This is a genomic window from Micromonospora sp. NPDC051141 (assembly GCF_044455765.1).
Taxonomy (GTDB): Bacteria; Actinomycetota; Actinomycetes; order Mycobacteriales; family Micromonosporaceae; genus Micromonospora.
The window spans coordinates 488,388-511,670 of sequence record NZ_JBITFD010000003.1 but is presented as its reverse complement, the minus strand read 5'-3'; the positions used below and the strand labels follow the sequence as shown (position 1 = coordinate 511,670).

Sequence of the window (23,283 nt, the reverse complement as noted above, 5' to 3'; positions counted from 1 at the left end):
CACCGCCGTCCGCCCGCCCGCGTCGCCGGGCCGGCCGCGTCCGCCGCCTCCCGCCGGTGTGCGGACGCCATGCCCGCCGCCGGGCTACGATCCGCGCGTGACGTTCTCGCTCGTCGCCCGCTCCGCCGACGGGCACCTGCACGGCGTGGCCGTGGCCAGCCGGTTCCTCGCCGCCGGGGCGCTGGTGCCGGCCGCCGAGGCACGGGTCGGGGCGGTCGCCACCCAGGCGCACGCCAACCTCGCCTACCGGGCCCAGGCGCTCGCGCTGCTGCGCACCGGCGTCACCGCCGCCGACACGGTGGCCGGGCTGGTCGCCGCCGACCCGGGGCGGGACGACCGGCAGCTCGCCGTGGTCGGCGCCGCCGGGGCCGGGGCCACCTGGACCGGGCCACGCTGTCACCCCTGGGCGGGTGGCCAGGCCGGCGACGGCTGGGCCGCGCAGGGCAACATCCTGAGCGGCCCGCAGGTGATCGACGCGCTACGCGACGCCTGGCTCACCGGCGTCGATCTGCCGTTCCCGCAGCGGCTGCTCGCCGCGTTGACCGCCGGCGACCGGGCCGGCGGCGACCGGCGCGGCCGGCAGAGCGCCGCGTTGCTGGTGGTGCAGCGCCACGGCGGGTACGCCGGCACCGGCGACGAACTGGTGGACCTGCGGGTGGACGACCATCCGGACCCGGTCACCGAGCTGCGCCGCCTGCTCGGCCTGCACACCATGATCTTCGGTCGGCCCGACCCGGCCACGCTGCGCGACCTCACCGGGCCGCTCGCCGTCGAGGTGGCGGAGTTGCTCGCCGCCGCCGGGCACCCGGTCGGCCCGGCCGGCCTGGACGACGCGCTCGCCGCCTGGTCCGGCCTGGAGAACCTGGAGGAGCGCTTCGTGCCGGGCCGGATCGACCCGATCGTGCTGGACCACCTGCGGCGCGGCGCGGCCGACCGGTCGGGTGCCGACGGGACCGCCGGGCCGGCGCCCGCGACCGGCTGACCCCAGCCCACCCCGCGACCGGCCGACCGGCGTCAACGGGACCAGCCGACCGGCACCGACGGGACGGGCCGACCGGCGCCCACGGGACCGGCCGACCGGCGTCGGCGCTCGGGCGACCCGGCTCAGCCGCCGAAGGCGAGTCGACGGATGCCGGCCGCCGCCAGCGCCGCCCGCTCCGCGTCGGTCAGCGGCAGCCGGCCGGTGGCCTTGCGCAGCACCGTGAGCGCGTCCCAGCCGAGCCACTCCGGCACCGGTCGCCCGGCGGTGAGCACGTCGACCGTCACGGCCGCCGCGGTCGGGCCCGTCCAGGGCGGCCGGTCCAGCGCGTCGGCCAGGTCCAGGCCGTGGACCGCGACCTCCACCACGCGGGTACGCAGGAAATCGGTCACCGCCATCGCGTCACCGTGCCGGGTGCGGACCACCCGGTCGGGCGGCTCGGCGGCCACCGCCGCGTCCGTGGCCCGCCAGGCCCGGCCGAACTCCCGGGCCACGTCGGCCGCGCCGGGCAGTTCCCGGGCCGCCGCCCGGGCCCCGTCGATCCGGTCCCGGTCGACCGCGGGGGCGAACTTGGCCGCGTCGAAGTACCCGGCGGCGGTCACCTCGGCCCGGGGCGGTGCGGGCTCGGCCAGCATCCCGGCCAGCCGGCCGGCGCCGGTGCGTACGTGGGCCAGCAGGTCCCGGACCCGCCACGGCGGGCACGGGGTGGGCCGGTCCAGCGCCGCCTCGTCGAGCCCGCGCAGGACCCGTTCCAGCCGCTCGCACTCGTCGCGGAACGCGGCCCGTACCGGCTCCATCGGGCCGCGTCAGCCCTTCCAGCGGGGCACCAGCCGGTGCACCAGGGCGAGCACCAGCGCGGCCACCACGGCGATCGTGCCGGCGATACCGGCCGCGCTGCCCGCGTACCCGATGAACAGCGGACGGCGGCCGAGTTCCTCGACGGCGACCGTGGACCGGTCCACCAGCCAGGACAACGCCACCGCGGAGGCCAGCAGCGCCACCGCGCCGCCGACGCCGAGCACGGCGGCGGCCAGCCGGTGCGCGTCGCCGGGCTCCACCACGGCCTGTTCCCGCTGGAAGACCAGCAGCACCAGCCCGGCCACCGCGGCCCAGGCGCCGACCAGCAGGTACGCGGCGACCGCGTCGCTGGGCCGGTGCCAGCCGGCGGAGAGCGTGGCCACCCCGGCGGCGGCGGCGTAGCCGGCGCCGAGGAACGCGCCCGCGACCCGCAACTGCCGGGGCAGCACCAGGATCAGCGCGACCGCCACCGAGGCCGCGATCGTGGTGTGCCCGCTGGGCAGGCTGTTGCCGGCGGCGGCCCGCTCCGGGTCGACGCCGAACTCGGGTCGGGTGAGGACGTACTTGAGCACCTGGGTGGTGACGTTCGCGCCGGCGATCAACAGCGTGGCGGTGACGGCGAGCGCCTTGCGGCCCCGGATCAGCGCGATGAAGCCGATCACCGCGGTCGCGGCCAGCAGCGACACCACCGACATGGCGTTGAGGATGGTGTCCACCGGCCCGTCGACCCGGTCCTGGCCGATCTGGTTGCCGGTCAGGGCGACCGTGTCGAGCCACTGCCCCAGCTCGGTGTGCACGGCGAACCGCCACACCACCAGAAAGGCGGCCGTCTGGACCAAGGCCAGTACGACCAACCAGACCGCCGTCCAACCCCTCGCCGTCTCCCGCACCCGGACAACTTAGCGGTCGGGCCGGGGCGGCGCGCGGTGGAGGCCGGGCAAAAAATAGTGGAGAGGCCGCCACGGGGGGAGCGGCCTCTCCGACAAATACGTTACTCCGTCCGCGCCACGGATGTGATCCCGTGGGGCGCTGATTTTTCGGTGCCTTTTCGCGCCATGGGTCGCCCCGGGCGGAGTGGTGGGCCGGTCCGTCCGCTGCGTCGGCCGGACGGCCGGCCCACCCGGCCTGACCGTGGGCGTCAGGCCGTCCGCCGACCCGGCCGCTCCGTTCCCCCATCGGCCGGGTCGACCTCCTCCGTGGGCAGGGCCTCACCCGCCCACGGAGGAGTCGTCATCTCATCCCTGCGGGAAGTAGGTCCCGTAGTCGGCGTACGCCATGGCGACGTCCGCCTGCGCCCAGAACCGGTGGTAGTTGAAGACCGGCTCGGCGCCACCGTTCAGGTACGCCTGCACCTTCGGCCAGTCCGGGTCGTTCTTGTAGAAGGACCGGATGTCCAGGAAGCTCTTGCCGGCGGCGATCGCGTCACCGTTCGGCATCTTCCCGGTCCAGCCCGGCGGGACGTAGAGGCCCTGACCGTCGGTGGCGTTGTAGACGTCGTCGAAGCGCTTGTAGTCGCCGCGCTTCTCCGGCATCGAGACGCCCTTGGTGTCGGCGGCCGCCGAGAGCGCGTCCAGCAGGCCCTTGGCGGTGTTCTTCGCCGCGGTGTCGCCGGACTTGGCGGCGTACGCGATGAGCGTGCGGGCGTAGGCGGCGGCGACGCCGACGTCCTGCCCCTTGACCGTCACCTCGACGTGCAGGTTGGTGTTCGGCTGCGGGCTGCTCGGGTTCCAGTTGGCCGGCTGACCGGTCCACTTCAGGTCCGACGGGATGGACCAGTTGGCGCCCGTGGTGGTGTTGGCGATCGCCCACGGGACCCACTTGTCCAGCAGCGCCTTGGCCTTGGCGTTGCCGGTCTGCAGGTACAGCTCGGCGATGCGCTGCATCGACCAGGCCTGCATGCCGAACCACTGGTTCGACGGCGGGTCGTTGTAGACCGGGTCGACGTCGTAGAACATGCCGTAGAAGGTGGCGGTGCCGGCCGGCGGCTGGGCGTAGCTGCCGTCCCAGCTGTTGGTGGCGCCGCCGGCGATGCCGCCCTCGGCGGACTGGAGCCAGGTGTAGAACTCCAGCTGCCGTTCGAAGCTCTTGGTCCAGTCGGAGACCGCGGTGGACGACTTCGGCTTAAGCTCCGGCACGTTGGTCAGCGCCCAGGCTGCGAGCGGGTTCTGGTAGCCGAAGTGGTTGTGGCTGGAACCGATCCGCCACGACCAGTTCTGCGACGTGTCGTACGCGCCGCCCCAGGCGTAGTACCAGGACATCAGGTAGTGCGCCGAGTCACGGCCGCTGCCGGCCGGGCAGGTGGACGCGCCGACGCAGTTGCCGATCTTCTTGAAGTACTTGTCGAACATCGCGTACCGCAGGTAATCGCCCATCTTGGCGGCCTTGGCCACGGTGGCCGCCACGTCGGCCTCCTTGCCCTGCGCCTTGGCCCAGGTCAGGGCCCAGTACGCGGCCTGCACGGCACGCGCGTCGGCGTCCGGCGCGTTGGTGTACTTCCACTGCTTGGCCGGGGCGCCGCTGTCCTTGACGAACAGGTCGAGGTAGCCGTACTGGCCGCCGTGCTTGAACGTGTCGCAGGACGGCTGCGGCACGGTCTCCCACACCGACTCCTGGGTGCCCCGCTGGAACGTGTTGATGTAGGCCGGCTTGGTGGTGCCGTCGCCGCAGCGACCGAAGCCGTAGGTGTTGTCGACGTCCATCAGCCAGTGCATGCCGTAGATGTCGCCGGTGCCGTAGGTGGACTGGAGCTCCGAGCGCAGCGGGTCCTGTCCGACCGGGACGCTGGGCTGCAACGCCGAGGGGTACTGGCTGGGCAGGTTGTACTCGGCGGCGTACTGCGGGGTGCCCGCCGAGCCCGCCGTGGGCTGGTCGGCGTGCGACGGGATGATGTACTTCTCCATCACCGTCCACGAGTTGTTGAACGGGCTCCAGTTCTGGGTGACGCGGCCGTACTGCGCCTCCAGCCAGATCCAGAAGCTGAACGCCTCGGAGGTGGTCTCGTGCCCGTGGTCGGGCGCCTCCACGATCAGCGTCTCGACCGAGTGGTACGGCACGCCCTCGGGGCTGAAGTAGCCCGAGTTCTTGATCTTGCCGTACTGGTCGAGGAACTTCTTGATGTAGGCGTTGTCGCCACCCGGGGAGTCGTTGTCGATCTCGGTGGCGACCACCGAGACCCCCGCGACACCGGTCGCCGACGCGGCGATGGTGGCGGTGCCGCCGACCGTGTCGGCGTCCTCCGCCGCGGAGACGGTGGCGGTGACGCCGGTGCTCCAGTTGCTCGGGGTGAGCGTCAGCGAGGCCGGCGACACGGTGATGTCGCTGTCCCCGGTCACCGCGAGCGTCACCGGGACGTTGGCGGTGGGCGCCGCGCTGAGCGTGTACCGGACGCTGGCGCTGCCGCCCTCGTCGACGCTGACCGCCGACGGGGTGGCGACCAGCTTCGGCCCGGTGGCCGCGCCGACCGTGAACGACTTCTCCGCGATCGCGGTGCCGCCGGCGTTGTCGTACGCCTTGGCCTGCACGGTGTAGCTGCCGGCCGGCAGGCTCAGCAGGTCGTAGCCGTACGGGGCGGTGGTGTCGGTGTTGACCAGCAGGCCGTTGCGGTAGAACTCGACCTTGCTGATGGTGCCGTCGGCGTCGCTCGCGGTGGCGGTCAGCGGAACGTCCGCCGGCGCGGTGAACGGGCCCGCCGGCACACCGAGGGAGACCGACGGCGGCTGGTTGCTGGAGGCGCCGTTGCAGGCGACCCCGTTGAGCGTGAACGCGGTCGGCTTCGGGTTGCTGCCACTGAACGTGCCGTTGAAGCCGATGCTGGTGGACGCGCCGGTGGGCAGGCTGCCGTTCCACGACTCGTTGGTCGCGGTCACGTCGCTGCCGCTCTGGCTCCACTTGGCCGACCAGCCCTGCGTCACGCGCTGGCTGCTGTTCGGGAACGCGAACTTCAGCGACCAGATGTTCAGCGCGTCACCCAGGTTCTTGATGGTGACGGTGGCGGTGAACCCGGTGCTCCACTCGCTGGTCGCGTAGGTCACGTCGCAGGCGGGAGCGGCCTGGGCGGCGCTCGCGGGCAGGGTCACCCCGCCGATGGCGAGGGCGGTGGCGGCGAGCATCGCCGTGCGGCGACGTCTGGCCATGAGTCTCATGTGGGCGGTGTCTCCTCGGACCGGGCCGGGGCCGGGGCCCCGGCGGGGCGCCTCCACGCGTCGACGGGCGTACGCGGGGGGACGGAGGCGTCCGGAAAGGTGGTCGTCCCGGTCGTGCCGGGAATCGGGGCGCCGCACCGGATGTCCGGGTGCCCTCGGCGGCCCGCGCTCGCGGGAGTTGGCTCCTCGTCGCGTGACGAGAGTGTGCCATGGAAGCGCTCCCACCACAATGTCCAGGGCAGATACCCACGTCCATGTTTCGATCTCGTTTAGGGGCTTTCACAAAGCCGTGACGGGCGTTACAGTCGCAGCATCGCCGATGGGAGCGCTTCCATCGACGGACATGTAAGTTACTGAGTCGCCGGGGACACCCGTGCCCGGCGTACCGGCCCAGTGGCCGGCGGCGAACCAGCCCGGACGCCGCCGCCGGCCCTCACCCGCCAAACGGAGGGAGGTGGAACCAGAGCCACTCGCGTGGCCCGGCTCCCGCGCGACACGCACGACGGACGCCAATTCCCAATCGTGCGTGTGTGCATCTCGGTGGGGACGGGGGTTGCCCTCCCCCGTCCCCACACTAAACCCCCGTTGTCGACGGCAAAAGAGGCCGACGGGACAGGCGTGACACGCCACCCGGACGGCCTTTCTCGCTATCTGCCCCACTCTCGCCGCTCGCCCCAGCCCCCGAGCGACACCCGCCCACCCCATTCCGGCCGCCCGCCGGCCGCGCCGCCGCCCGCGCCGCGACCGCCGGATTCGAGGCCGGCCGCCTCCGGCCTATGCTGGGAGCGCTCCCGGCCCCGGGCGGCCCGTCACTTCGAGGAGAAGCCTCATGTCGTTACTCACCCGACGGCGCCTGCTCCGCCGCGCCGCCCTGTCCGCGAGCGCCGCCGGCGCGGTCCGGACCGGGCTCGCCGGTGCCACCGCGACCGGGGTCGCCGCCACCACCGCCCTCGGCGGCTGCGACAGCCCACCCGAGCGGCGCACCGACTCGGAGCCGGACCGCGGGCTGCGCTTCCCGCCCAACTTCGGCTGGGGCGCGGCGACCTCCGCGTACCAGATCGAGGGGGCCGCCAAGGAGGACGGGCGGGGTGAGTCCGTCTGGGACACCTTCAGCCGCACCCCGGGACGCACCCGCAACGGCGACACCGGCGACGTCGCGGCCGACCACTACCACCGGTACGCCCAGGACCTCGACCTGATGCGCGACCTGGGGCTGCGCAGCTACCGGTTCTCCATCTCCTGGCCGCGCATCCAGGCCGACGGCTCCGGCCGCCCGAACCAGCGTGGCCTCGACTTCTACCGCCGGATCGTGGACGGTCTGCACGAGCGCGGCATCGCGCCGATGGCCACGCTGTTCCACTGGGACCTCCCCCAGGCGCTCCAGGACGACGGCGGCTGGGAGAACCGCGACACCGCCGAGCGCTTCGCCGACTACGCCGACGCGGTGTTCCGCGCGCTCGGCGAGCGGGTGCCCGTCTGGCTGACCATCAACGAGCCGAAGACCGTGGTGCAGAACGGCTACCTCACCGGCCACCACGCCCCCGGCCACCGCGACCCGGCGGCGGCGTATCTGGTCGCCCACCACCTCCAGCTCGCCCACGGCCTCGCCGTGCAGGCGCTGCGCGCCTCCGGCGTGCCCGGACGCATCGGCCCCGCGCTCAACCTGCACCCCTGCTACCCGGCCGACGAGACCGCCGAGTCGGCCGCCGCGACCCGGCTCTACGACGGCTACGAGAACCGCCTCTACCTCGACTCCGTCTTCAAGGGCGAGTACCCGGGGGACGTGCTGGCCGACCTGGGGGCGGGCAGCCGGATGGTCCGGGGCATCCGGGACGGCGACCTGAAGATCATCTCCAGCCCGGTGGACCTGCTCGCGGTGCAGTACTACACCCCGATCTACGTCACCGGTAGCGGCGACACGATCCAGAAGTGGCCCACCTCCGAGGCCGGTTGGCAGCAGATCTACCCCGAGGGCCTGTACGACACGCTGACCCGGGTCACCCGCGACTACGGCCGGGTGCCGATCACCATCACCGAGAACGGCCTGCCCTGCCCGGACGCTCCCGGCCCGGACGGCACCATCGACGACGCCGGCCGGGTCGCCTTCCTGCGCGACCACTTCGCCGCCGCCCACCGGGCCATCCGGGACGGGGTGCCGCTGGAGAGCTACCACGTCTGGTCGCTGATGGACAACTTCGAGTGGAACGAGGGGTACGAGGAGCGCTGGGGCCTGATCTACGTGGACTACCCGACCCAGCGGCGGGTGTTCAAGCGCAGCGCCCACTGGTACCGCGACGTGATCCGCCGCAACGGGCTCTAGGCGGGCGTGGCCCGGCCGGCGACCTCGCCGGTCGGGCGCCCGGCCGGCGCGGCAGCGCCTGGTTCGGCTCAGCGCGGCAGCGCCTGGTTCGGCTCAGCGCGGCAGCGCCTGTTGCAGCTCGGCCCGCAGCGCCGGGGTGAGCATCTCGCCGGCCTGCTTGGCCAGCCGCGCCATCTCGTAGCCGACCACACCGATGTCGGCGTCACCGCCGGCCAGCGTGGCCAGGATCGAACCGTCCCGGATCTGCATCACCAGGAAGTAGCCGCGACCCATCTCGACCACCGTCTGCTTGACGATGTCACCGTCGAACATCTGGGCCGCGCCCGCGGTGATGCTCATCAGGCCCGAGGTAACCGCGGCGAGCTTGTCCGCGTGGTCCCGCGGCAGGTGCGCGGAGATCGCCACCAGCAGCCCGTCGGAGGACACCACCACGGCGTGCGCCACACCCGGAACCCGCTCGGCGAACGCGTTCACCAACCAACTCAGGTCCCGTGCCTCCTGGCTCAACGTCGTCACTGTCGTCGTCCCCCTTCGTCACGCGGCAGGTACATCTCGGTCGTCTCCTCGGCCTCGGCCCGGCGCACCCCGCCGTAGAAGCGGGACAGCATACCGCCGACCGCCTCCGGGTCCGGCTCGTGCCGTACCGCCGCGCGGTCCGGCCCGGCCGGCGAGGAGACCGCGGCGAGCTGGGCCATCGGCACGCGTACCGGCAGGCCGCGCTCGTTGGTCCCCCCGGTGACCGGCGTCCGGGCCGGCGCCGGCGTCACACCGAGCACCGACGACGTCGGTCCCTGGCGGGTGAACCAGCCGCCGCCGGCCGCCGCCCCGACGGCCGGGGCCAGCACGTCCTCGGCCCGGCCGGGCACCGGCCGGGGTCGCGGGGCCACGCGGGGCGCGCCGGCGGGCGCACCCGCCGGCGCGGCGGCGGGCGCCGGCTCCGCCACGTCGCCGAGCGGCCGGCCGGTCAACGGCGACACCGGCAACGCCGGCTGTGACGGCTGGCCCGGCTGTGACGACTGGCCCGGCTGTGACGACTGGCCCGGCTGCGGCGACTGGCCCGGCTGCGGCGACGGACCCGGCTGCGGCCGGAGCAGCGGCGACACCGGGTGCCGACCGGCCACCGGCAACTCGGCGGTCGCCGCGCCGAGCGACCGGGACGCCGCGGCGGCCTGGCCGGTCAGCATCCGCGCCGGCACCGGCGGGTCCAGCCCCGGCGCGGGCGCCTCGGCCAACAGGACGCCCGGGATCCGGACCTGGGTCACCAGGCCCTCCCGGCCGGCGCGCAACCGCACCCGAACCCCGTGCCGGGCGCCGAGGTGGCTCACCACGAACAGGCCCATCCGCTCGGAGGCGGACACGTCGGCCGCCGGCGGCGCGGCCAGCACCGCGTTCGCCTCGGCCAGCGCGGCCTGGCTCATGCCGAGCCCCTGGTCCACGATCTCCACCAACGCGCCCGGTCCGTCCGGCCCGACCACGACCCGCACCGCCGTGTCCGGCCGGGAGAACGCGGTGGCGTTCTCCAGCAGCTCCGCGAACAGGTGCACCAGGTCACCCACGGCGTGCCCGACCACGTGCAGGCCGGCCCGGTTCTCGTGGCGCACCCGCTGGTACTGCTCGATCTCGGCGCTCGCCGCCAGCAGCACCGCGCCGAGCCCCACCGGGCGGTTCCACCGCCGGGTCGACTCGGAGCCGGCGAGCACCAGCAGGCTCTCGTCGTTGCGGCGCATGCGGGCGGCGAGGTGGTCCAGCTTGAACAGGTTCTCCAACTGATCCGGGTCGCTCTCCTCACGCTCCAGGTCGTCCAGCAGCTCCAACTGCCGCTCGACGAGCACCTGACTGCGCCGGGCCAGGTTGACGAACATGGCGTTCACGTTGCGGCGCATCATCGCCTGCTCGACCGCGACGTCCACCGCGCTGCGGTGCACCGCCACGAACGCCTCCGCCAGCTCGCCCAGCTCGTCCTGGGAGTCGATCACCGCCGGCGGCACGTCGATGCGGTTCACCGGACGGTCCACCACCCGTAGCCGCTCCAGCGTCATCGGCAGCTCCACCTGCGCGATGCGCAACGCCTGGCCGCGCAACTGGCGCATGGCCCGGGCCACTGACCGGCCCACCAGCAGGGAAATGAGCACGGCGACCAGGAGCACCGCGACGATGCCGCCGGCCACCAGCAGCGTCTCGCGCAACTGCCGGGCGCTCGCGTCGTCGGCCCGGCCCACCGCGTCGTCGACGATCTCGCTCTCCAACTGGCGGAACAGCTCCTGCCGCTGCTCGGTGGCCGCCCACCACTGCGGCGCGGACAGCAGCGCCGGCGTCGCCTCGCCGGTGGGCAGCGTCCGCTCCTCCAGCCGGGTGGCCGTGACGAAGGCCGGATCGACCGACGTCCGGTCGTAGCGGCGGATCTGGTCGGCGGTCGCCGCCACCCGGAACGCGCCCAACGCGGTGAGCTGCTGGGCCCGCAGGTCGCTGAGCGTCACCTGGGCGTCCGGCTCGTACCGGCCGGCGCGTGCGGCAGCGTACAGCTCGGCGCGGATCCGCGAGGACAGCTCCTTGACCCGGGCCAGCTGCACGTACCGCAGCACCGCCTCGGTCAGCGCCCGCTCCCCGTCCCCCGGCGACGGTTCGGCCAGCAGGTTGAGCAGCGCCGCGACGGCCCGGTGGTAGTTGCCGAGCACGGTGTCGCCGGAGAGCACCGCGGGCGGCACCGCGGCCCGGATGTTCACCACCTGGTCGTACGCCTCCAGCGCCTCCGCGTAGGAGACCCGCCAGGCGGCGTCCGCGTCGGCCAGCGGCTCGGCCGCGGTCCGCAACTCGTCCACCGCCCGGTCGGTGGCCTCCTGCAACGGCCGCAGCGCGGCGACCGCGGCGTCCCGGTCGGCGCCGGTGCCGGAGCGGCGCAACGCGGCCAGCTCACCGGCGGAGCGGTCCCGCTCCTGCTGGAGCCGGTCGACCACGGCGGTGATCTGCCGGCCGATGCCGACCTGCTCGGCGAAGTCGCTCAACGTCGTGGTCTGCCCCACCAGCCCCCGGGTCTGCACGCCGGCCAGCACCAGGAACGCCACCGAGGGGATCACCAGCACCGTGGCGAGCTTGGTGCTCAGCCGCCAGTCCCGCAGCCGGAACCCGGAGCGCCGCCGGTGCGGCGGTGGGGCCGCGCCGCGAACCGGGTCGGGACCTGCGCCCACGCTTGCCTCCTCGTCCGACTCCACCACGCCGGGGAGCGGGATCCATCCAACCAGGCCGGCGGGCGGTGTCAACGCCCGCCCGGGCGGCATGAGCAGGACGGTCAGCGCGTCGGCGCGGCGCCCGGGTCGTCGGCGTCCGGCCGGCCGACACCGCCGACGCCGCCGATCCGGGCCGCCTCCGCGACCCGCCCCAGGGCCACCAGCGCGGCACCGGTCGCCCCGATCTCCGGGTTGCGCTGCCACCGCACCGTACGCGGGACGAGCGCCTCGGCGAAGGCCGCCCGCCACCACGGCGAGGCGGTCAGCGCCCCGCCGCCGAGCACCACCTCCATCGGGTCGGCGACACCGGCCTCCAGCAGCACGAGGTCGTCGGCGACGAGCCGGCACAGCCCGCCCATCAGGCCGGCGAGGAGGTCGACAGCGGTGGTGCCGAAGCTCAACCCGCCCAACTCGCCCGACCCGGCCGGCGCCGTGCCCGGCGGCCGGTCGCCGCCGAAGCGGGGATTGACCCGCAGCGACCGGGCGTCGCCGGCACGGCCCAGCGCGGCCTCCAACTCGTCGCCCTCCGGCAGCCGCAACTCGCGGCTCGCCCAGGCGAACAGGTTCCCGCCGCTGGAGTACGCCGCCCCGGTCACCACGTGGTCGTGGTCGACCCGGTACCGCCAGAGCTGGTCCGGCAGCGGCGGCAGTTCCGCGCCGGCCGGCACGGCCTGGATCACCCGGACCGCGGCGGACGTGCCGACGGTGATCGCGGCGCGGGACTCGTCCACGCAGCCGGAGCCCACGTTGGACGCCGCGCCGTCGCCTACCGGCGCGGCCCACCGCGCCTCGGCCAGTTGCGGCCAGCGCCGCGCGTGCTCCGGGTTCAACCGGCCGTGCCAGCCCGCCGGGGCCAGCGGCGGCAGCCGGTCCGGGCGTACGCCGGCCAGCGCGCACGCCTCCGCGTCCCAGTCCAGGCGGCGCAGGTCGAGCAGGCCGGTGCCGGAGGCCAGCGACATCGACATGGGCGCGTCGTCGAGCAGCGCGCCGAGGGCGTACTCGGCCAGGCCGACGAAGCGCGGGGACACGTCGCCCGCGCGTTCCCGCAGCCACGGCAGTCGCACCGACCAGTAGCAGCGGTGCCACCAGGTGCCGGTGCGCCGATGGTAGTCGTCCGGGTCGGCCGGGCCGGCGACCCCGACGGGCGGCGTCGGCCGGGTGTCCAGCCAGGTCAGCACCGGACCCGACGGGGTGCCGTCGGCGGCCAGCGGCAGCACCGAGTGCCACTGCGCGGACGTCGCCACCAGCCCGACCTCCCGCAGGTGCCCGCCGGCGGCCAACTCGTCGAGGCACTCCACCAGGCAGGCCAGGTAGCCGGCGGCGTCCAGCGTCCCGGTGCCGTCGTCGCCGGCGGCCAGGCGCACCTTGCGACGGGCCAGCGCGCCCGGACGCGGTTCCGCGTCCGCGTCCAGCACCAGCCCGCGTACCGACGAGGTGCCCAGGTCCAGAGCGAGAATGTCCATCGCCGGTCAACCTACCCGGCGCCGCCGACGACTCCGATCGGGTTCCCCGCCCCGGGCGCGCATGGCGGGGCCGATCGCGGGTAGGCCGAAGGACGACCGGTGGTCCGGACGGGTTCGAGAGCCCCCGTCCGGCCACCGGTCACCCGCGTGCCGGGCCGGTCAGCCGGCCATGCCCCGCTTCAGCGCGGCCCCCATCAGCACGGCCCGCTTGGCGGTGAGCGCGGTGGCGGCCAACGCGACGTGGTCCGGGGCGACCTCACCGTTGTTGCTGGTGTGCGACGCGCCGTACGGGTTGCCGGCGACGAACTGGCTCTGGTCGGTGTAGCCGGGCGTCACCACGACGCCGCCCCAGTGGTAGAAGACGGTGTAGAGCGAGAGCAGCGTCGCCTCCTGACCGCCGTGCGAGGTCGCGGTCGAGGTGAAGCCGGTGTAGACCTTGTCGGCCAGCGCGCCGTTGGCCCACAGCGGTCCGGTGGTGTCGATGAACTGCTTGAGCTGGGCGGCGATCATGCCGTACCGGGTGGGCGAGCCCATGATCACGACGTCGGCCCAGGACAGGTCGTCCGGCTCGGCCTCCATCACGTCCTGGGTCTCCAGCCGGTGCGCCTGCCAGCCCGAGTTCGACCGGATCGCCTCGTCCGGCGCCAGCTCACGCACCTTGCGCAGGCGCACCTCGGCGCCGGCCTCCTCGGCCGCCTCGACCGCCGCCCGGGCCATCTGGTAGGTGATGCCGGTCGCGCTGTAGTAGATCACCGCGACCTTGACCTGGCCATCCATCAGAGCTTCTCCTTCGCGAGTTCGCCGGTGAGCTTCGGCGACTACCCGTTGTTTGCCACGTCAAACGTCGGGCGTGCCATGCTCGACCGGTGGAGATCCGTACCGCGACGGCAGCCGACTGGCCGCTGATCTGGCCGTTCCTGCACGACATCGTGGCCGCCGGGGAGACGTACACCTGGCCGCGTGACGTCACCGAGGAGCAGGCCCGCCGGCAGTGGATGGCGACGCCGCCCGGGCGGACCCTGGTCGCGGTCGACCCGGACGGCACGGTGCTCGGCACCGCCCGGCTGGCGCCGAACCAGGCCGGCCCGGGCGACCACGTGGCCAACGCCGGATTCATGGTCGCCCCCGCCGCCGCGGGCCGCGGCGTCGGCCGGGCGCTCGCCGCACACGTGCTGGACGCGGCCCGCGCGGACGGCTACCGGGCCATGCAGTTCAACGCCGTGGTGGCCAGCAACACCCGCGCGGTACGGCTGTGGCGGTCGCTGGGCTTCGACGTGGTGGGGGGGGGGGGGGGGGGGGGGGGGCGGCGGGGGGCGCGGGGCCGGCCCCGCCCCCCCCCCCCCCCCCCCCCCCCCCCCCGACGGGTACGTCGACCTGTTGGTGATGCACCGCCGGCTGGACTGACCACGGCTCAAGATTTGCGCAAGTTCGGCGGGCAACCGCTCTCCCGGCCGGCCGCGCCGGGGATCCTGGTCAGACCGGCGCCGGCCGACCGCCGCCCCGCGCCGGGAACCTGAACGGGGGATCGCGCTCCGTCGGCAACGACGCCGGCGCAGCGCGATCAGGGGTGCCCTGGTCAGCGCCGGCGCAGCCGGGTGCGGCTGAGGACCAGGTCCGCCGCGGCGGTGAACGATTCGACGGGTGACGTCACCCGGAGCTGGTAGAGCAGCGCCTCCGGCGAGTTCGTCCGGGTCTTCGCGAGATAGCCGTACTCGTCCACCACCTCGCTGTCGGCGCACTCGGCGAACGCGACGCAGGCGGCGATGCTCAGCACCTGGGAGGCGGGATCGTGCTGCGACGTCACCCAGACGAACACCCCGGCCTCCGGGTCGTCGACGCCCGGCAGGAACTCACTGAGGCTCAGCAGCGCACCGGCGCGCCACTCGGGAATCTCGAGAAAGAAGTCGATGTCGGCGCCGAGGCCGGCGGGTTCGGCGACGCGGTCCAGGGCGTCCGCCGGCAGTGGCGCCCCGGGCCCGCCGCGGCGGCGCTCCGCGGACGCCTCGACGACGCGGACGGGCGGCGGGGCGTCCGGCTGGCCGAGCAGGTCGGCCAGCCGGACGCTGGTGAGATCGACGGCCTCGTGGAGGGTGAACGGACGGTTCACCCGTAGGTGCCACTCGATCGCCATGTCGCAAACCCTAGCTACAGGACCCGGCGAGGCAGTGGATCCAGCCGGTGGCGGTCTTGATGTAGACCTCCTTCACGATGCCCTGCCGGGTGATGTCCCTGATCGCCGGCCCACCGTCGATGAAGCTCTGCAACCGGGCATGGTCGAGGTTGTTCGCCCGGACGTAGACGATCGCGTCGCGGTAGTTCGCGTTGCGCAGCTGGGACTCGGCCTTCGACAGGTGCTTGAGCACCGCGCTCGGGCTGACGCTGTCGGTGGCCTTCAGGCTGGTCGGTACGCCGTCCAGCCAGCCGTCGATGCCGGGGGTGTCCCGCACCGGCTGCCCCACGAACTCCTTGCCGCCGACGTGGTCGCCCAGCTCGTGCGCCTGGGCGATCTCCACGTCGTTCATCTTGCCGGTGTTGGTGACCTTGCAGGCGCTGGTGTTGTGCACCAGCGCCGACGTCCGACCGACGCCGACGTAGTAGGTGTGCAGCTCGGCGACGGTCAGGTTGTGCACCCGCGTCGTCACCGTACGGCGACTCACCTGCTCGACCTGCACCGACGTGCCCGCCGCGGTGCGCAGCCACTGGCCCCGGTGCAGCTCACCGGCGGGCACCCAGGCGTTGCGCGCGGGCACCCAGAAGGGGTGGTTCTCGGTCGCGGTGACCGTCGCGGTCGCCCGGCCGGCGGCCCCGTCGACGTCCAACCGGACGCGGACGAGGTTCTTCTCCCCCTCGCTCTGGATGGTCCGGGTGATCTCCCTCGCCCCGGTCACCCGCCCGACCGGGTCGGTGGCCAGCACCCGGTCACCGATCCGCAGCTTCTCGATCGGTTTCCGGCTGCCGTCGGCCAGCAGCACCGGCGTGCCGGGCAGGAAACTGCTCGCCTTCTTGCACGCCTTGCTGCCGAACTGGTACAGCTCACGCAGCAGGTCCACGCCGCGTTTGCCGCCGCCGATCCAGCCGACCACCGGAATCATCCCGGCGAGCGACAGCAGCGCGTCCTCCGTGTCGCCTTCGAGATAGGCGATGAGCGCGTCCACCGCGTCGCACGGCTCCCCCACCACGGGGATGAACCCGCAGATCGTCAGCACGAGCTGCCCGACGAGCTTGCCCTCCTCGGCGTCCTTCTGGTCGAAGTACTTGACCACGCCCTCGCAGAGCGGACCGTGGCCCCACTGGATCGTGCACCAGTTGTCCTCGCGTTCGAGCGCGCCGAGCAACGGGTTGTGGCACATCCGGTTCAGGTGCATGTAGAGGTTGCACTCGACGCTGCCCGGGTCCGTCTGACCGGCCGTACGCCGGGCCTCGGCCTCCTGACGTTGCAGCGCCACCACGGCCTGGAACGCCTCGGTCGCCGCCTGCCGCGCCTCGGCCGCGCTCCGGCCGGCCTCCTCGGCCGACGCCTTCGCCCGCGCCGCGGACTGCTGCGCCGCCGCGGCGTAGTTGGCCGCGCGCCGCTCCGACACGGTGGCCGCCGCCGCGGACTGCTGCGCGGCCTGCGCGTCGCTGCGGGCCCGGGCCGCCGCGGCCTGGGCGGTCGCCGCCGACTGCGCGGCGGCGGCAGCGGACTGCTGGGCCGCCAGCGCGGACTGCTGCGCCTGGTCGGCGTAGCCCTGCGCCGCCGCGGCCGACAGCTCCGCCTGCCGGGCGTACTCCGCCGCCTCGGCCGCCGCCGACCGGGCCCGGGCCGCGGCCTCGGCCGCCCGGGCCGCGTCGACCCGCGCGGTGGCCGCGTTACGCGCCGCGTCGGCGACGAGCGCCCGGACCTTGGCCACGTGCGCCGTCGTCTCCTCGTCCCGGAGACGGGCCTTGTACTGGCCGGCGTCGATGAAGTGCCGGAGCGCCGCCCGGGGGCCGGAGAGCGCGATGGTCGCCGCGGCCTTCACCTCCGGACCACCCGCGGTCATGATCTGACCGACCCGGATCCGGTCGTCCTGCTCCGCCGCGTCGTAGCGGCCGGACCGGAGGAACTCGTGCCGGTCCTGGTCGGTCCCGTTCAGCGCGGCCTCGGCGGCCGTCTTCATGGTGGACCCGCCGGTGGTGATCAACTGACCGATCAGGATGCGGTCGTCGTCGGCCTTGCCCGGGTACGCCCGGGTGCGGAGGAACTCGCGCACCTGCGCGTCGTCACCGGCCAGCGCGGCCACCGCGGCGGTCTTCGCCGCCGGCTTCGTCGCGGTGTCCGCGAGGTGGCCGACCACCGCCCGGTCGTCCTGGCCGGCGGCCAGCGGCAGCTCGGTCGTCAGGAACGCCCGGACGTCCAGCTCCGAACCGGTGAGCGCGCGCTCGGCGGCGGCCCGGGTCCAGGTCCCCCCGGTGGCCAGCAGCCGGACGGCGACCCGGCGGCCGTTGGTCAGCACCACGTCGGCCGGCGCGTTCGGCGCGGTGGCCTCGGCCAGCCAGCGGCGGGTCTCCTCGTCCCGCTGGGTCTCCTGCGCCTCGTCCCAGGCCGCCTGCGCCAGGCGGGTCTCCTCCTCCTTGCGCTCGACCTCGGCGGCCATCACCCCCTCGGCCGTCATGGCCGCCAGTCGCTCGACGTCCGCCTGACGGGCCGCCGCCTCGACGTCCCGTGCCTGGTTGGCGTAACTCTCCGCGTCCTCCGCGGCCTTCATCGCGTTGACCGCGTGCTGCGTGGCCATCTTCGCCGCGTAGGCCGCCTCCCCGGCGTGCGCGGCGGCGTCCTCGGCCGCCGCGGCGGCATTGTCCGCGTGGGTGGCCGCCGCCCGCGCGGCGGTCGTCGCCTGGCCGGCGGCGGTCGCCGCGCGCCGCGCCTCGGCGCTGGCCGCGTTCGCCGCCCGCTGGGACTCCTCCGCCTTGGCGCGGGCCCGGGCAGCCGCCTCCCGCGCCCGCGCCGCCTCGGCGGCGGACACGTTCGACTGACCGGCCGCCTGCTCGGCCGCGTCGGCCGCCAGCTTCGCGTTGGCCGCCGCGCTCGCCGCCGCGGTGCCGGCGTTGCCGGCGGCGACGGAGGCACGCTGGGACGCCTCGGACGCGTCCGCCGCCTTCCGCGCCTGCTTCGCCGCGTCCCGGGCGATCCGGGCGGCGTCGCGGGCCTGCTGTGCCTTGGTGGCGTCCCCCGCCGCCTTCGAGGCCGCCGTGTTGGCGCGGGAGGCGGCGTTCCCGGCGAGCGCCGCCGCCTGCGCGGCACGGGCGGCGGACGCCGAGGCGACCTTCGCCGCGGAACTCGCGGCGTTCGCGGCGCCGATCGCGCGTTGCGCCGCCGCGGCGGCACGTCCGGCGGCGGACGCGGCACGCGCAGCCGCCGCCGCCGCGTCCTCCGCGGAGTCCTTCGCCGCCGCGGTCTCGGCCGCGGCGCGCTGCGCGGCCTCCTTCGCCAGCCGGGCGGACTCCACCGCACGGTCGGCCGCCTGCTCGGCCTGGAGCGTCTCCTGCGCGGCGAGCCGGCCGGCCTCCTGGGACAGGTCGGCGAGCTGGGTGACGGTGAGCATCTCCTGGTCACGCGCGCGGGCCACGTGCTGCCCGTACAGCAGGAACTCCCGGATGTCCTCGGCCGTGCCGTTCAGCGCGGCCTGCGCGCCGGCCCTGACGTAGGGACCACCGCCGGTGAGGATCTGCCCGATCCGGATCCGGTCGTCGATCTCCCGGGCCTCGTACTGGCCGGTGCGGAGGAACTCGGTGATCGCGTCGTCGGTGCTGTTCAGCGCCGCCTGCCCGGCGCGCTTCACCTCGTTCCCACCGGCGTTGATCACCTGCCCGAGGCGGATGCGCTCGTCGACCGCGAACGCGGCCTCCCATCCGCCGTTGAGGAACGCCCGGCGGTCCTCGACGGAACCGCTCAGCGCGGCCACCGCCGCCTGCTTCATCGTCGGGCCGCCCAGGCCCGCGTACTCCTCGACCCGGACCAGGTCGTCCTGCTGGCGGGCGGTGAAGTAGCCCTCGTCGAGGAAGTCGGCGACCGCGTCGTCGTCCCCGACGAGCGCCTCCGCCGCCGCTCGCTCCACACTGGCGCCGCCCGACTTGAGCAGCAGAAGCGCCCGGAGCCGGAGTTCACCCGGCTCGGTCTCGTCCGCCGCGTACGACGGGCCGGGCACGACGAGAAACGCGGCGAGCAGCGTCAGGACGAGGCCGAACGCCAGCCCTGCCCGCCTTCGCACCGCACTCGTCCGCCGGAAACCACTGGGTCTTGCCGACACGGTCCCTCCCCTGGAACTGACGCGTCAGAGCAGCGAGCACACGTCGCTGCGGATGCCGAAAAGGAGGGAGCCGACCTCGGCGTGCGAGGTCGGCTCCCGGTGCTGCGTCAGTTGGCGGTGGGAAAGCGAAGCTCGAGGAGCGTCGCCGTGCCCCGGGCCTGTCCCTCGCCGACGGGCTGCCACTCGCCCGGGTCGACCTGCTCGGTCTCGACCACGGTCGGGTCGTCCTTGACTTCGACCTTCGCGTCGACCGTGTTGGTCGAGTCACCCCGGACGAAGTACACCATGGGGATCTCCATGGTGAGGTAACCGCTGGCGCCCTTCGCCTTGAAGCAGAAGTTCTTGCCGGCGGGCAGGTTGAAATCGTTGCTCTGCACCAGGATCAGGTCGGCCGGCGGGTTGTTGGGCGTCGCGCCGCAGTCGGCCAGCACGATGTGCCCGTCGCCCTTCAGCAGCTTGATCCCCCGCTGGGTGAGCACCTGCGCGGCGCCCGGGTAGGTGAAGTCCTCCTCCAGGGAGGGCTGGGTGTCGACCGCGGCCGACGAGGACTGTTGCAGGGCCACAACGGCCAGACCGAGTGAGAGCGTTGCCGCGACGGCACCCGCCTTGAACGTGCGAGACGACACTCGCCATACCCCCGTATCACGTGGAAACAAGAACGGCGAGGCGACGACAGGTCGCCGCATCACCGAGTGTCACCGCCAGCACACCTGGTGCCGTCGGCGGCGGTGCCATCATTCCACAGGCCGATCAATGTGTGGGGGCACCTCCGGCGGGGGTCCGGCGTCCTAAGCTGACCGTCCACCTGTCGACGGGAGGCCCGCCGTGACCGTACGCCTCACCCGCGCCGAGGCGCTCGCGCTGCGGATGACCGGCCTGCTGCTGCGCCCGCACCCGGTCGCCCGGCCGGAGCGGGTGGCCGACGTGGTCGAGTGGTTCGGCGCCATGCAGGCCCAGGACGCGGCCAGCGGACTGTGGTCGCTCGGCGTACGCCTGCCCGGCCGCACCCGGGACGACGTCCACGCGGCGCTGGAGCGGCGGGAGGCGTTGCGCACCTGGCCGATGCGCGGCACGGTGCACCTGGTGCCGGCGCGGGACGCGCACTGGATGCTGGCGGTGACCGGCGTCCGCGCCCTGGCCGCCTCGGCGGCCCGGTGGCGGCAGCTCGGGCTGACGCTCGCCGACGGGGACCACGCCGGCGACGTGCTCGGCGCGGCGCTGGGTGGGGGCGGCCGGCTCACCCGCACCGAGTGCCTGGCCGCGTTGCGCGCCGCCGGGCTGGACACCACCGGTCAGCGCGGCTACCACCTGCTCTGGTACGCGAGCCAGCGCGGCATCACCTGCATCGCCCCGCACGTCGGCACCGAGCAGACGTTCGTGCTGCTCGACGAGTGGGTGCCCGACCCGCACCGCCCGGAGCGCGACGAGGCGCTGGCGTTGCTGGCCCACCGTTACGTACGCGGCCACGGCCCGGTGACCCGGCACGAGCTGGCCCGGTGGAGCGGCCTGACCGTCACCGACGCGACCCGGGCCGTGGCGCTGGCCGGCGACCTTCTCGCCCCGGTCGAGGTCGACGGGGAGCCCGCCGTGGTCGACGCCGCGCTGCTCGACACCCCCCGTGACCCGGTCGACGACCTGCACACGCTGCCCGGCTTCGACGAGTACCTGCTGGGCTACCGGGACCGTTCGCTGATGCTCGACCCGGCACACGCCGCCGCCGTGGTGCCGGGCAACAACGGCATGTTCCAGTCCACCGTGGTGCGCGGCGGGCGGGTGGTCGGCACCTGGCGGCGGACGTTGGGGGCGACCACGGTGACCGTGACGGTGCGGCAGCTCGTCCCGTTCGACGCCGAACTGCGCGCCCGGGTGGACGCGGCCCTGGGCCGCTACGCCCGCTTCCTCGGGCTGGCGCTGCGTCACTCCTGGTGACGCCGCGCGGTAGGGGCCACCCGCCGTGCCCGACCGGCACGCGTACTCCCGGAGACGGCGCGGGGGCCGACGGCGCCCGCCGCCGGCCCCCGCAGCGGAGCGCTCAGTCGGCGAGCGCGCCGGCCGCCCGCCCCTCGTGCAGCGTCAGGTTGCGCCCGCTGCCCGGGTCGAACAGGTGGATCTTCTCCAGGTTGAACCACACCCGGCGGGACTCGCCCTCCCGCGCCGGCGACTCCGCCGACAACCGGGTGACCAGGCTGGAACCCGCGCCGGCGAAGTCGGCGGCGCCGGCGTCCGCGGCCAGCTCCTCCAGCTCGGCGGCGGTGGCCCGCTCCCCCTCCACGGTGAAGTAGACGTACTTGTCCGAGCCCATCGACTCGACGATGTCGACAGGCGCCTCGAACTCCAGGCCCCGGCGACGGGTCTCGTCGTCGATCAACGCGGCGTCCTCGAAGTGCTCCGGCCGGATGCCGAGGATCAGCTCGCGGGGCGCGTCACCGGCCTCCAGCTCGCGGCGGACCCGCTCGCCGATCGGCACGTCGCCCAGCGCGGTCCGCAGCTTCCCGTCCTCCACCGCGGCGTGCACGAAGTTCATCGACGGTGAGCCGATGAACCCGGCGACGAAGAGGTTGCGCGGGTGGTCGTACAGCTCCTGCGGCGGGCCGACCTGCTGCACCGCGCCGCCCCGCATGATGACCACCCGGTCGCCGAGCGTCATCGCCTCGGTCTGGTCGTGGGTCACGTAGACGGTGGTGGTGCCGAGCTGCTTCTGCAACCGGGACACCACGGTGCGCATCTGCACCCGGAGCTTGGCGTCCAGGTTGGACAACGGCTCGTCCATCAGGAACGCCTTGGGCTGGCGCACGATCGCCCGGCCCATAGCCACCCGCTGCCGCTGGCCGCCGGAGAGGTTGGCCGGCTTGCGGTCCAGCAGCGCGGTCAGCTCCAGCACCTTGGCGGCCTCGTCGACCTTCTGGTTGATGGTCTCCTTGTCCAGCTTCGCCAGGCGCAGCGGGAAGGCCATGTTCTCCCGGACCGTCATGTTCGGGTAGAGCGCGTACGACTGGAAGACCATGGCGATGTCCCGGTCCCGGGGCGCCTTGTCGTTGACCCGTTCGCCGCCGATGCGCAGCTCACCGTCGCTGATGTCCTCCAGCCCGGCGATCATGTTCAGGGTGGTGGACTTCCCGCAGCCGGACGGGCCGACCAGGATGACGAACTCGCCGTCGGCGATCTCCAGGTCGACGTCCCGCACCGCGGTGGTCCCGTCCGGGAACCGCTTGCTCACCTTGTCCAGCACGATGTCAGCCATTGTTGTCACCTATCCCTTGACTGCGCCGGAGGTCAGGCCGGAGACGATGCGGCGCTGGAAGAAGAGCACGAACAGGATGATCGGTACGGTGATCACCACGGCGGCGGCGCAGATCGCTCCGGTGGGGTCCTCGAACTGCGACTCGCCGGTGAAGAACTGGAGGGCCACCGGGACCGTGCGGGACCGCTCGGTCGAGGTGAGCGTGATCGCGAACAGGAAGTCGTTCCAGCAGAAGATGAAGACCAGGATGGCCGTGGTGAACACGCCCGGCGCGGCCAGCGGGGCGATCACCCGCCGGAACGCCTGCCCCTGGGTGGCGCCGTCCATCTTCGCCGCCTTCTCCAGGTCCCACGGGATCTGCTTGAAGAACGCCGACAGCGTGTAGATCGCCAGCGGCAGCGCGAACGTGATGTACGGCAGGATCAGGCCGGGCCAGGTGTCGAAGAGGCCGAGCTGCCGCTCGATCTCGAACAGCGGCGACACCAGCGACACCTGCGGGAACATCGCGATCAGCAGGGAGACCCCGACCAGCAGCTTCTTGCCCGGGAAGTCCAGCCGGGAGATCGCGTACGCGGCCATCGTGCCGAGCACCACCGCGATCGCGGTGGCGATCAGCGCGATGCCGATCGAGTTGACCAGGGCCCGGACGAACTGGTCGGTGTCGAAGATCGTCCGGTAGTTGTCGAGCGTCCACTCCCGCGGCCAGAAGTTGCCGTCCGTGAGCGTGCCCGGGGTCTTGAACGACAGCGAGGCGATCCAGAGCACCGGCACCAGCGCGAAGACGACGACCACGACGTCCAGCACGCCCCAGCGCAGCTTCGCCCGCGTGGTGGTTTCCACGGCCATG

General features: G+C 73.9%; 16 protein-coding genes. 4 read left to right on the top strand and 12 right to left on the bottom strand.

From position 1 onward, the window contains the following. Positions 1-97 precede the first annotated feature (97 nt). Positions 98-982 carry a DUF1028 domain-containing protein gene (locus ACIA6B_RS07610; RefSeq protein ID WP_396771960.1) on the top strand — a complete coding sequence of 295 codons (885 nt, stop codon included), beginning with the start codon at positions 98-100 and terminating at the stop codon, positions 980-982. Between the two features lie 122 nt (positions 983-1,104). Here ACIA6B_RS07610 and ACIA6B_RS07605 read toward each other — a convergent pair whose 3' ends face one another. The 3 genes from ACIA6B_RS07605 to ACIA6B_RS07595 form a co-directional block, all read right to left on the bottom strand. Continuing rightward, on the bottom strand, positions 1,105-1,776 hold the full coding sequence (locus ACIA6B_RS07605) for a maleylpyruvate isomerase N-terminal domain-containing protein (RefSeq protein WP_396771959.1): 672 nt from the start codon (positions 1,774-1,776) through the stop codon (positions 1,105-1,107). A 9-nt stretch (positions 1,777-1,785) separates the two neighbouring features. Then, on the bottom strand, positions 1,786-2,667 hold the full coding sequence (locus tag ACIA6B_RS07600) for a phosphatase PAP2 family protein (RefSeq protein WP_396771958.1): 882 nt from the start codon (positions 2,665-2,667) through the stop codon (positions 1,786-1,788). Between the two features lie 345 nt (positions 2,668-3,012). After that, positions 3,013-5,910 (bottom strand): glycoside hydrolase family 48 protein, encoded by a 2,898-nt coding sequence (locus ACIA6B_RS07595; RefSeq protein ID WP_396772091.1) that lies wholly within the window; start codon positions 5,908-5,910, stop codon positions 3,013-3,015. Between the two features lie 838 nt (positions 5,911-6,748). On the opposite strand from ACIA6B_RS07595, the gene ACIA6B_RS07590 reads away from it, so the two are divergent. Beyond that, the gene (locus ACIA6B_RS07590) at positions 6,749-8,239 is read left to right on the top strand and encodes a GH1 family beta-glucosidase (protein WP_396771957.1); all 1,491 of its coding nucleotides are present in this window, start codon (positions 6,749-6,751) and stop codon (positions 8,237-8,239) included. A gap of 93 nt (positions 8,240-8,332) precedes the next feature. On the opposite strand, the gene ACIA6B_RS07585 is transcribed toward ACIA6B_RS07590, so the two are convergent. From ACIA6B_RS07585 to wrbA, 4 genes are all read right to left on the bottom strand, one after another. Further along, positions 8,333-8,746: a roadblock/LC7 domain-containing protein gene (locus ACIA6B_RS07585; RefSeq protein WP_199199713.1), complete on the bottom strand. Its 414-nt coding sequence runs from the start codon at positions 8,744-8,746 to the stop codon at positions 8,333-8,335. A gap of 5 nt (positions 8,747-8,751) precedes the next feature. Next, on the bottom strand, positions 8,752-11,424 hold the full coding sequence (locus tag ACIA6B_RS07580; protein ID WP_396771954.1) for a nitrate- and nitrite sensing domain-containing protein: 2,673 nt from the start codon (positions 11,422-11,424) through the stop codon (positions 8,752-8,754). A 101-nt stretch (positions 11,425-11,525) separates the two neighbouring features. After that, a complete protein-coding gene (locus tag ACIA6B_RS07575; RefSeq protein WP_396771952.1) occupies positions 11,526-12,926 on the bottom strand; it encodes an FGGY family carbohydrate kinase in 1,401 nt (466 codons plus the stop codon). A 159-nt stretch (positions 12,927-13,085) separates the two neighbouring features. Beyond that, complete coding sequence (gene wrbA, locus ACIA6B_RS07570; RefSeq protein WP_281938840.1) at positions 13,086-13,703, bottom strand: NAD(P)H:quinone oxidoreductase; 618 nt, start codon at positions 13,701-13,703, stop codon at positions 13,086-13,088. A gap of 89 nt (positions 13,704-13,792) precedes the next feature. On the opposite strand from wrbA, the gene ACIA6B_RS07565 reads away from it, so the two are divergent. Beyond that, positions 13,793-14,443 carry a GNAT family N-acetyltransferase gene (locus ACIA6B_RS07565; protein ID WP_396771950.1) on the top strand — a complete coding sequence of 217 codons (651 nt, stop codon included), beginning with the start codon at positions 13,793-13,795 and terminating at the stop codon, positions 14,441-14,443. A gap of 59 nt (positions 14,444-14,502) precedes the next feature. On the opposite strand, the gene ACIA6B_RS07560 is transcribed toward ACIA6B_RS07565, so the two are convergent. From ACIA6B_RS07560 to ACIA6B_RS07550, 3 genes are all read right to left on the bottom strand, one after another. Continuing rightward, complete coding sequence (locus ACIA6B_RS07560) at positions 14,503-15,057, bottom strand: hypothetical protein (protein WP_396771948.1); 555 nt, start codon at positions 15,055-15,057, stop codon at positions 14,503-14,505. 10 nt (positions 15,058-15,067) lie between these two features. Continuing rightward, on the bottom strand, positions 15,068-19,156 hold the full coding sequence (locus ACIA6B_RS07555) for a polymorphic toxin-type HINT domain-containing protein (RefSeq protein WP_396771946.1): 4,089 nt from the start codon (positions 19,154-19,156) through the stop codon (positions 15,068-15,070). A 146-nt stretch (positions 19,157-19,302) separates the two neighbouring features. Next, positions 19,303-19,821, bottom strand: coding sequence for a hypothetical protein (locus tag ACIA6B_RS07550; RefSeq protein ID WP_396771944.1), 519 nt, complete (start codon positions 19,819-19,821; stop codon positions 19,303-19,305). A 199-nt stretch (positions 19,822-20,020) separates the two neighbouring features. Between ACIA6B_RS07550 and ACIA6B_RS07545 the strand changes: the two genes are divergently transcribed. Beyond that, the gene (locus ACIA6B_RS07545; protein ID WP_396771942.1) at positions 20,021-21,124 is read left to right on the top strand and encodes a winged helix DNA-binding domain-containing protein; all 1,104 of its coding nucleotides are present in this window, start codon (positions 20,021-20,023) and stop codon (positions 21,122-21,124) included. A 103-nt stretch (positions 21,125-21,227) separates the two neighbouring features. Here ACIA6B_RS07545 and ACIA6B_RS07540 read toward each other — a convergent pair whose 3' ends face one another. After that, on the bottom strand, positions 21,228-22,436 hold the full coding sequence (locus tag ACIA6B_RS07540) for an ABC transporter ATP-binding protein (RefSeq protein ID WP_396771940.1): 1,209 nt from the start codon (positions 22,434-22,436) through the stop codon (positions 21,228-21,230). Positions 22,437-22,445: 9 nt separating this feature from the next. Then, positions 22,446-23,282, bottom strand: coding sequence for a carbohydrate ABC transporter permease (locus ACIA6B_RS07535; protein WP_281938826.1), 837 nt, complete (start codon positions 23,280-23,282; stop codon positions 22,446-22,448). Between the last annotated feature and the right edge of the window lies 1 nt (position 23,283).

Excerpts from the sequence above, each read along its gene's own strand:
- ACIA6B_RS07605 (WP_396771959.1), bottom strand. The coding sequence starts at position 1,776 with ATGGAGCCGGTACGGGCCGCGTTCCGCGACGAGTGCGAGCGGCTGGAA.
- ACIA6B_RS07595 (WP_396772091.1), bottom strand. The coding sequence starts at position 5,910 with ATGGCCAGACGTCGCCGCACGGCGATGCTCGCCGCCACCGCCCTCGCC.
- ACIA6B_RS07590 (WP_396771957.1), top strand. The coding sequence starts at position 6,749 with ATGTCGTTACTCACCCGACGGCGCCTGCTCCGCCGCGCCGCCCTGTCC.
- ACIA6B_RS07575 (WP_396771952.1), bottom strand. The coding sequence starts at position 12,926 with ATGGACATTCTCGCTCTGGACCTGGGCACCTCGTCGGTACGCGGGCTG.
- wrbA (WP_281938840.1), bottom strand. The coding sequence starts at position 13,703 with ATGGATGGCCAGGTCAAGGTCGCGGTGATCTACTACAGCGCGACCGGC.
- ACIA6B_RS07560 (WP_396771948.1), bottom strand. The coding sequence starts at position 15,057 with ATGGCGATCGAGTGGCACCTACGGGTGAACCGTCCGTTCACCCTCCAC.
- ACIA6B_RS07540 (WP_396771940.1), bottom strand. The coding sequence starts at position 22,436 with ATGGCTGACATCGTGCTGGACAAGGTGAGCAAGCGGTTCCCGGACGGG.
- ACIA6B_RS07535 (WP_281938826.1), bottom strand. The coding sequence starts at position 23,282 with ATGGCCGTGGAAACCACCACGCGGGCGAAGCTGCGCTGGGGCGTGCTG.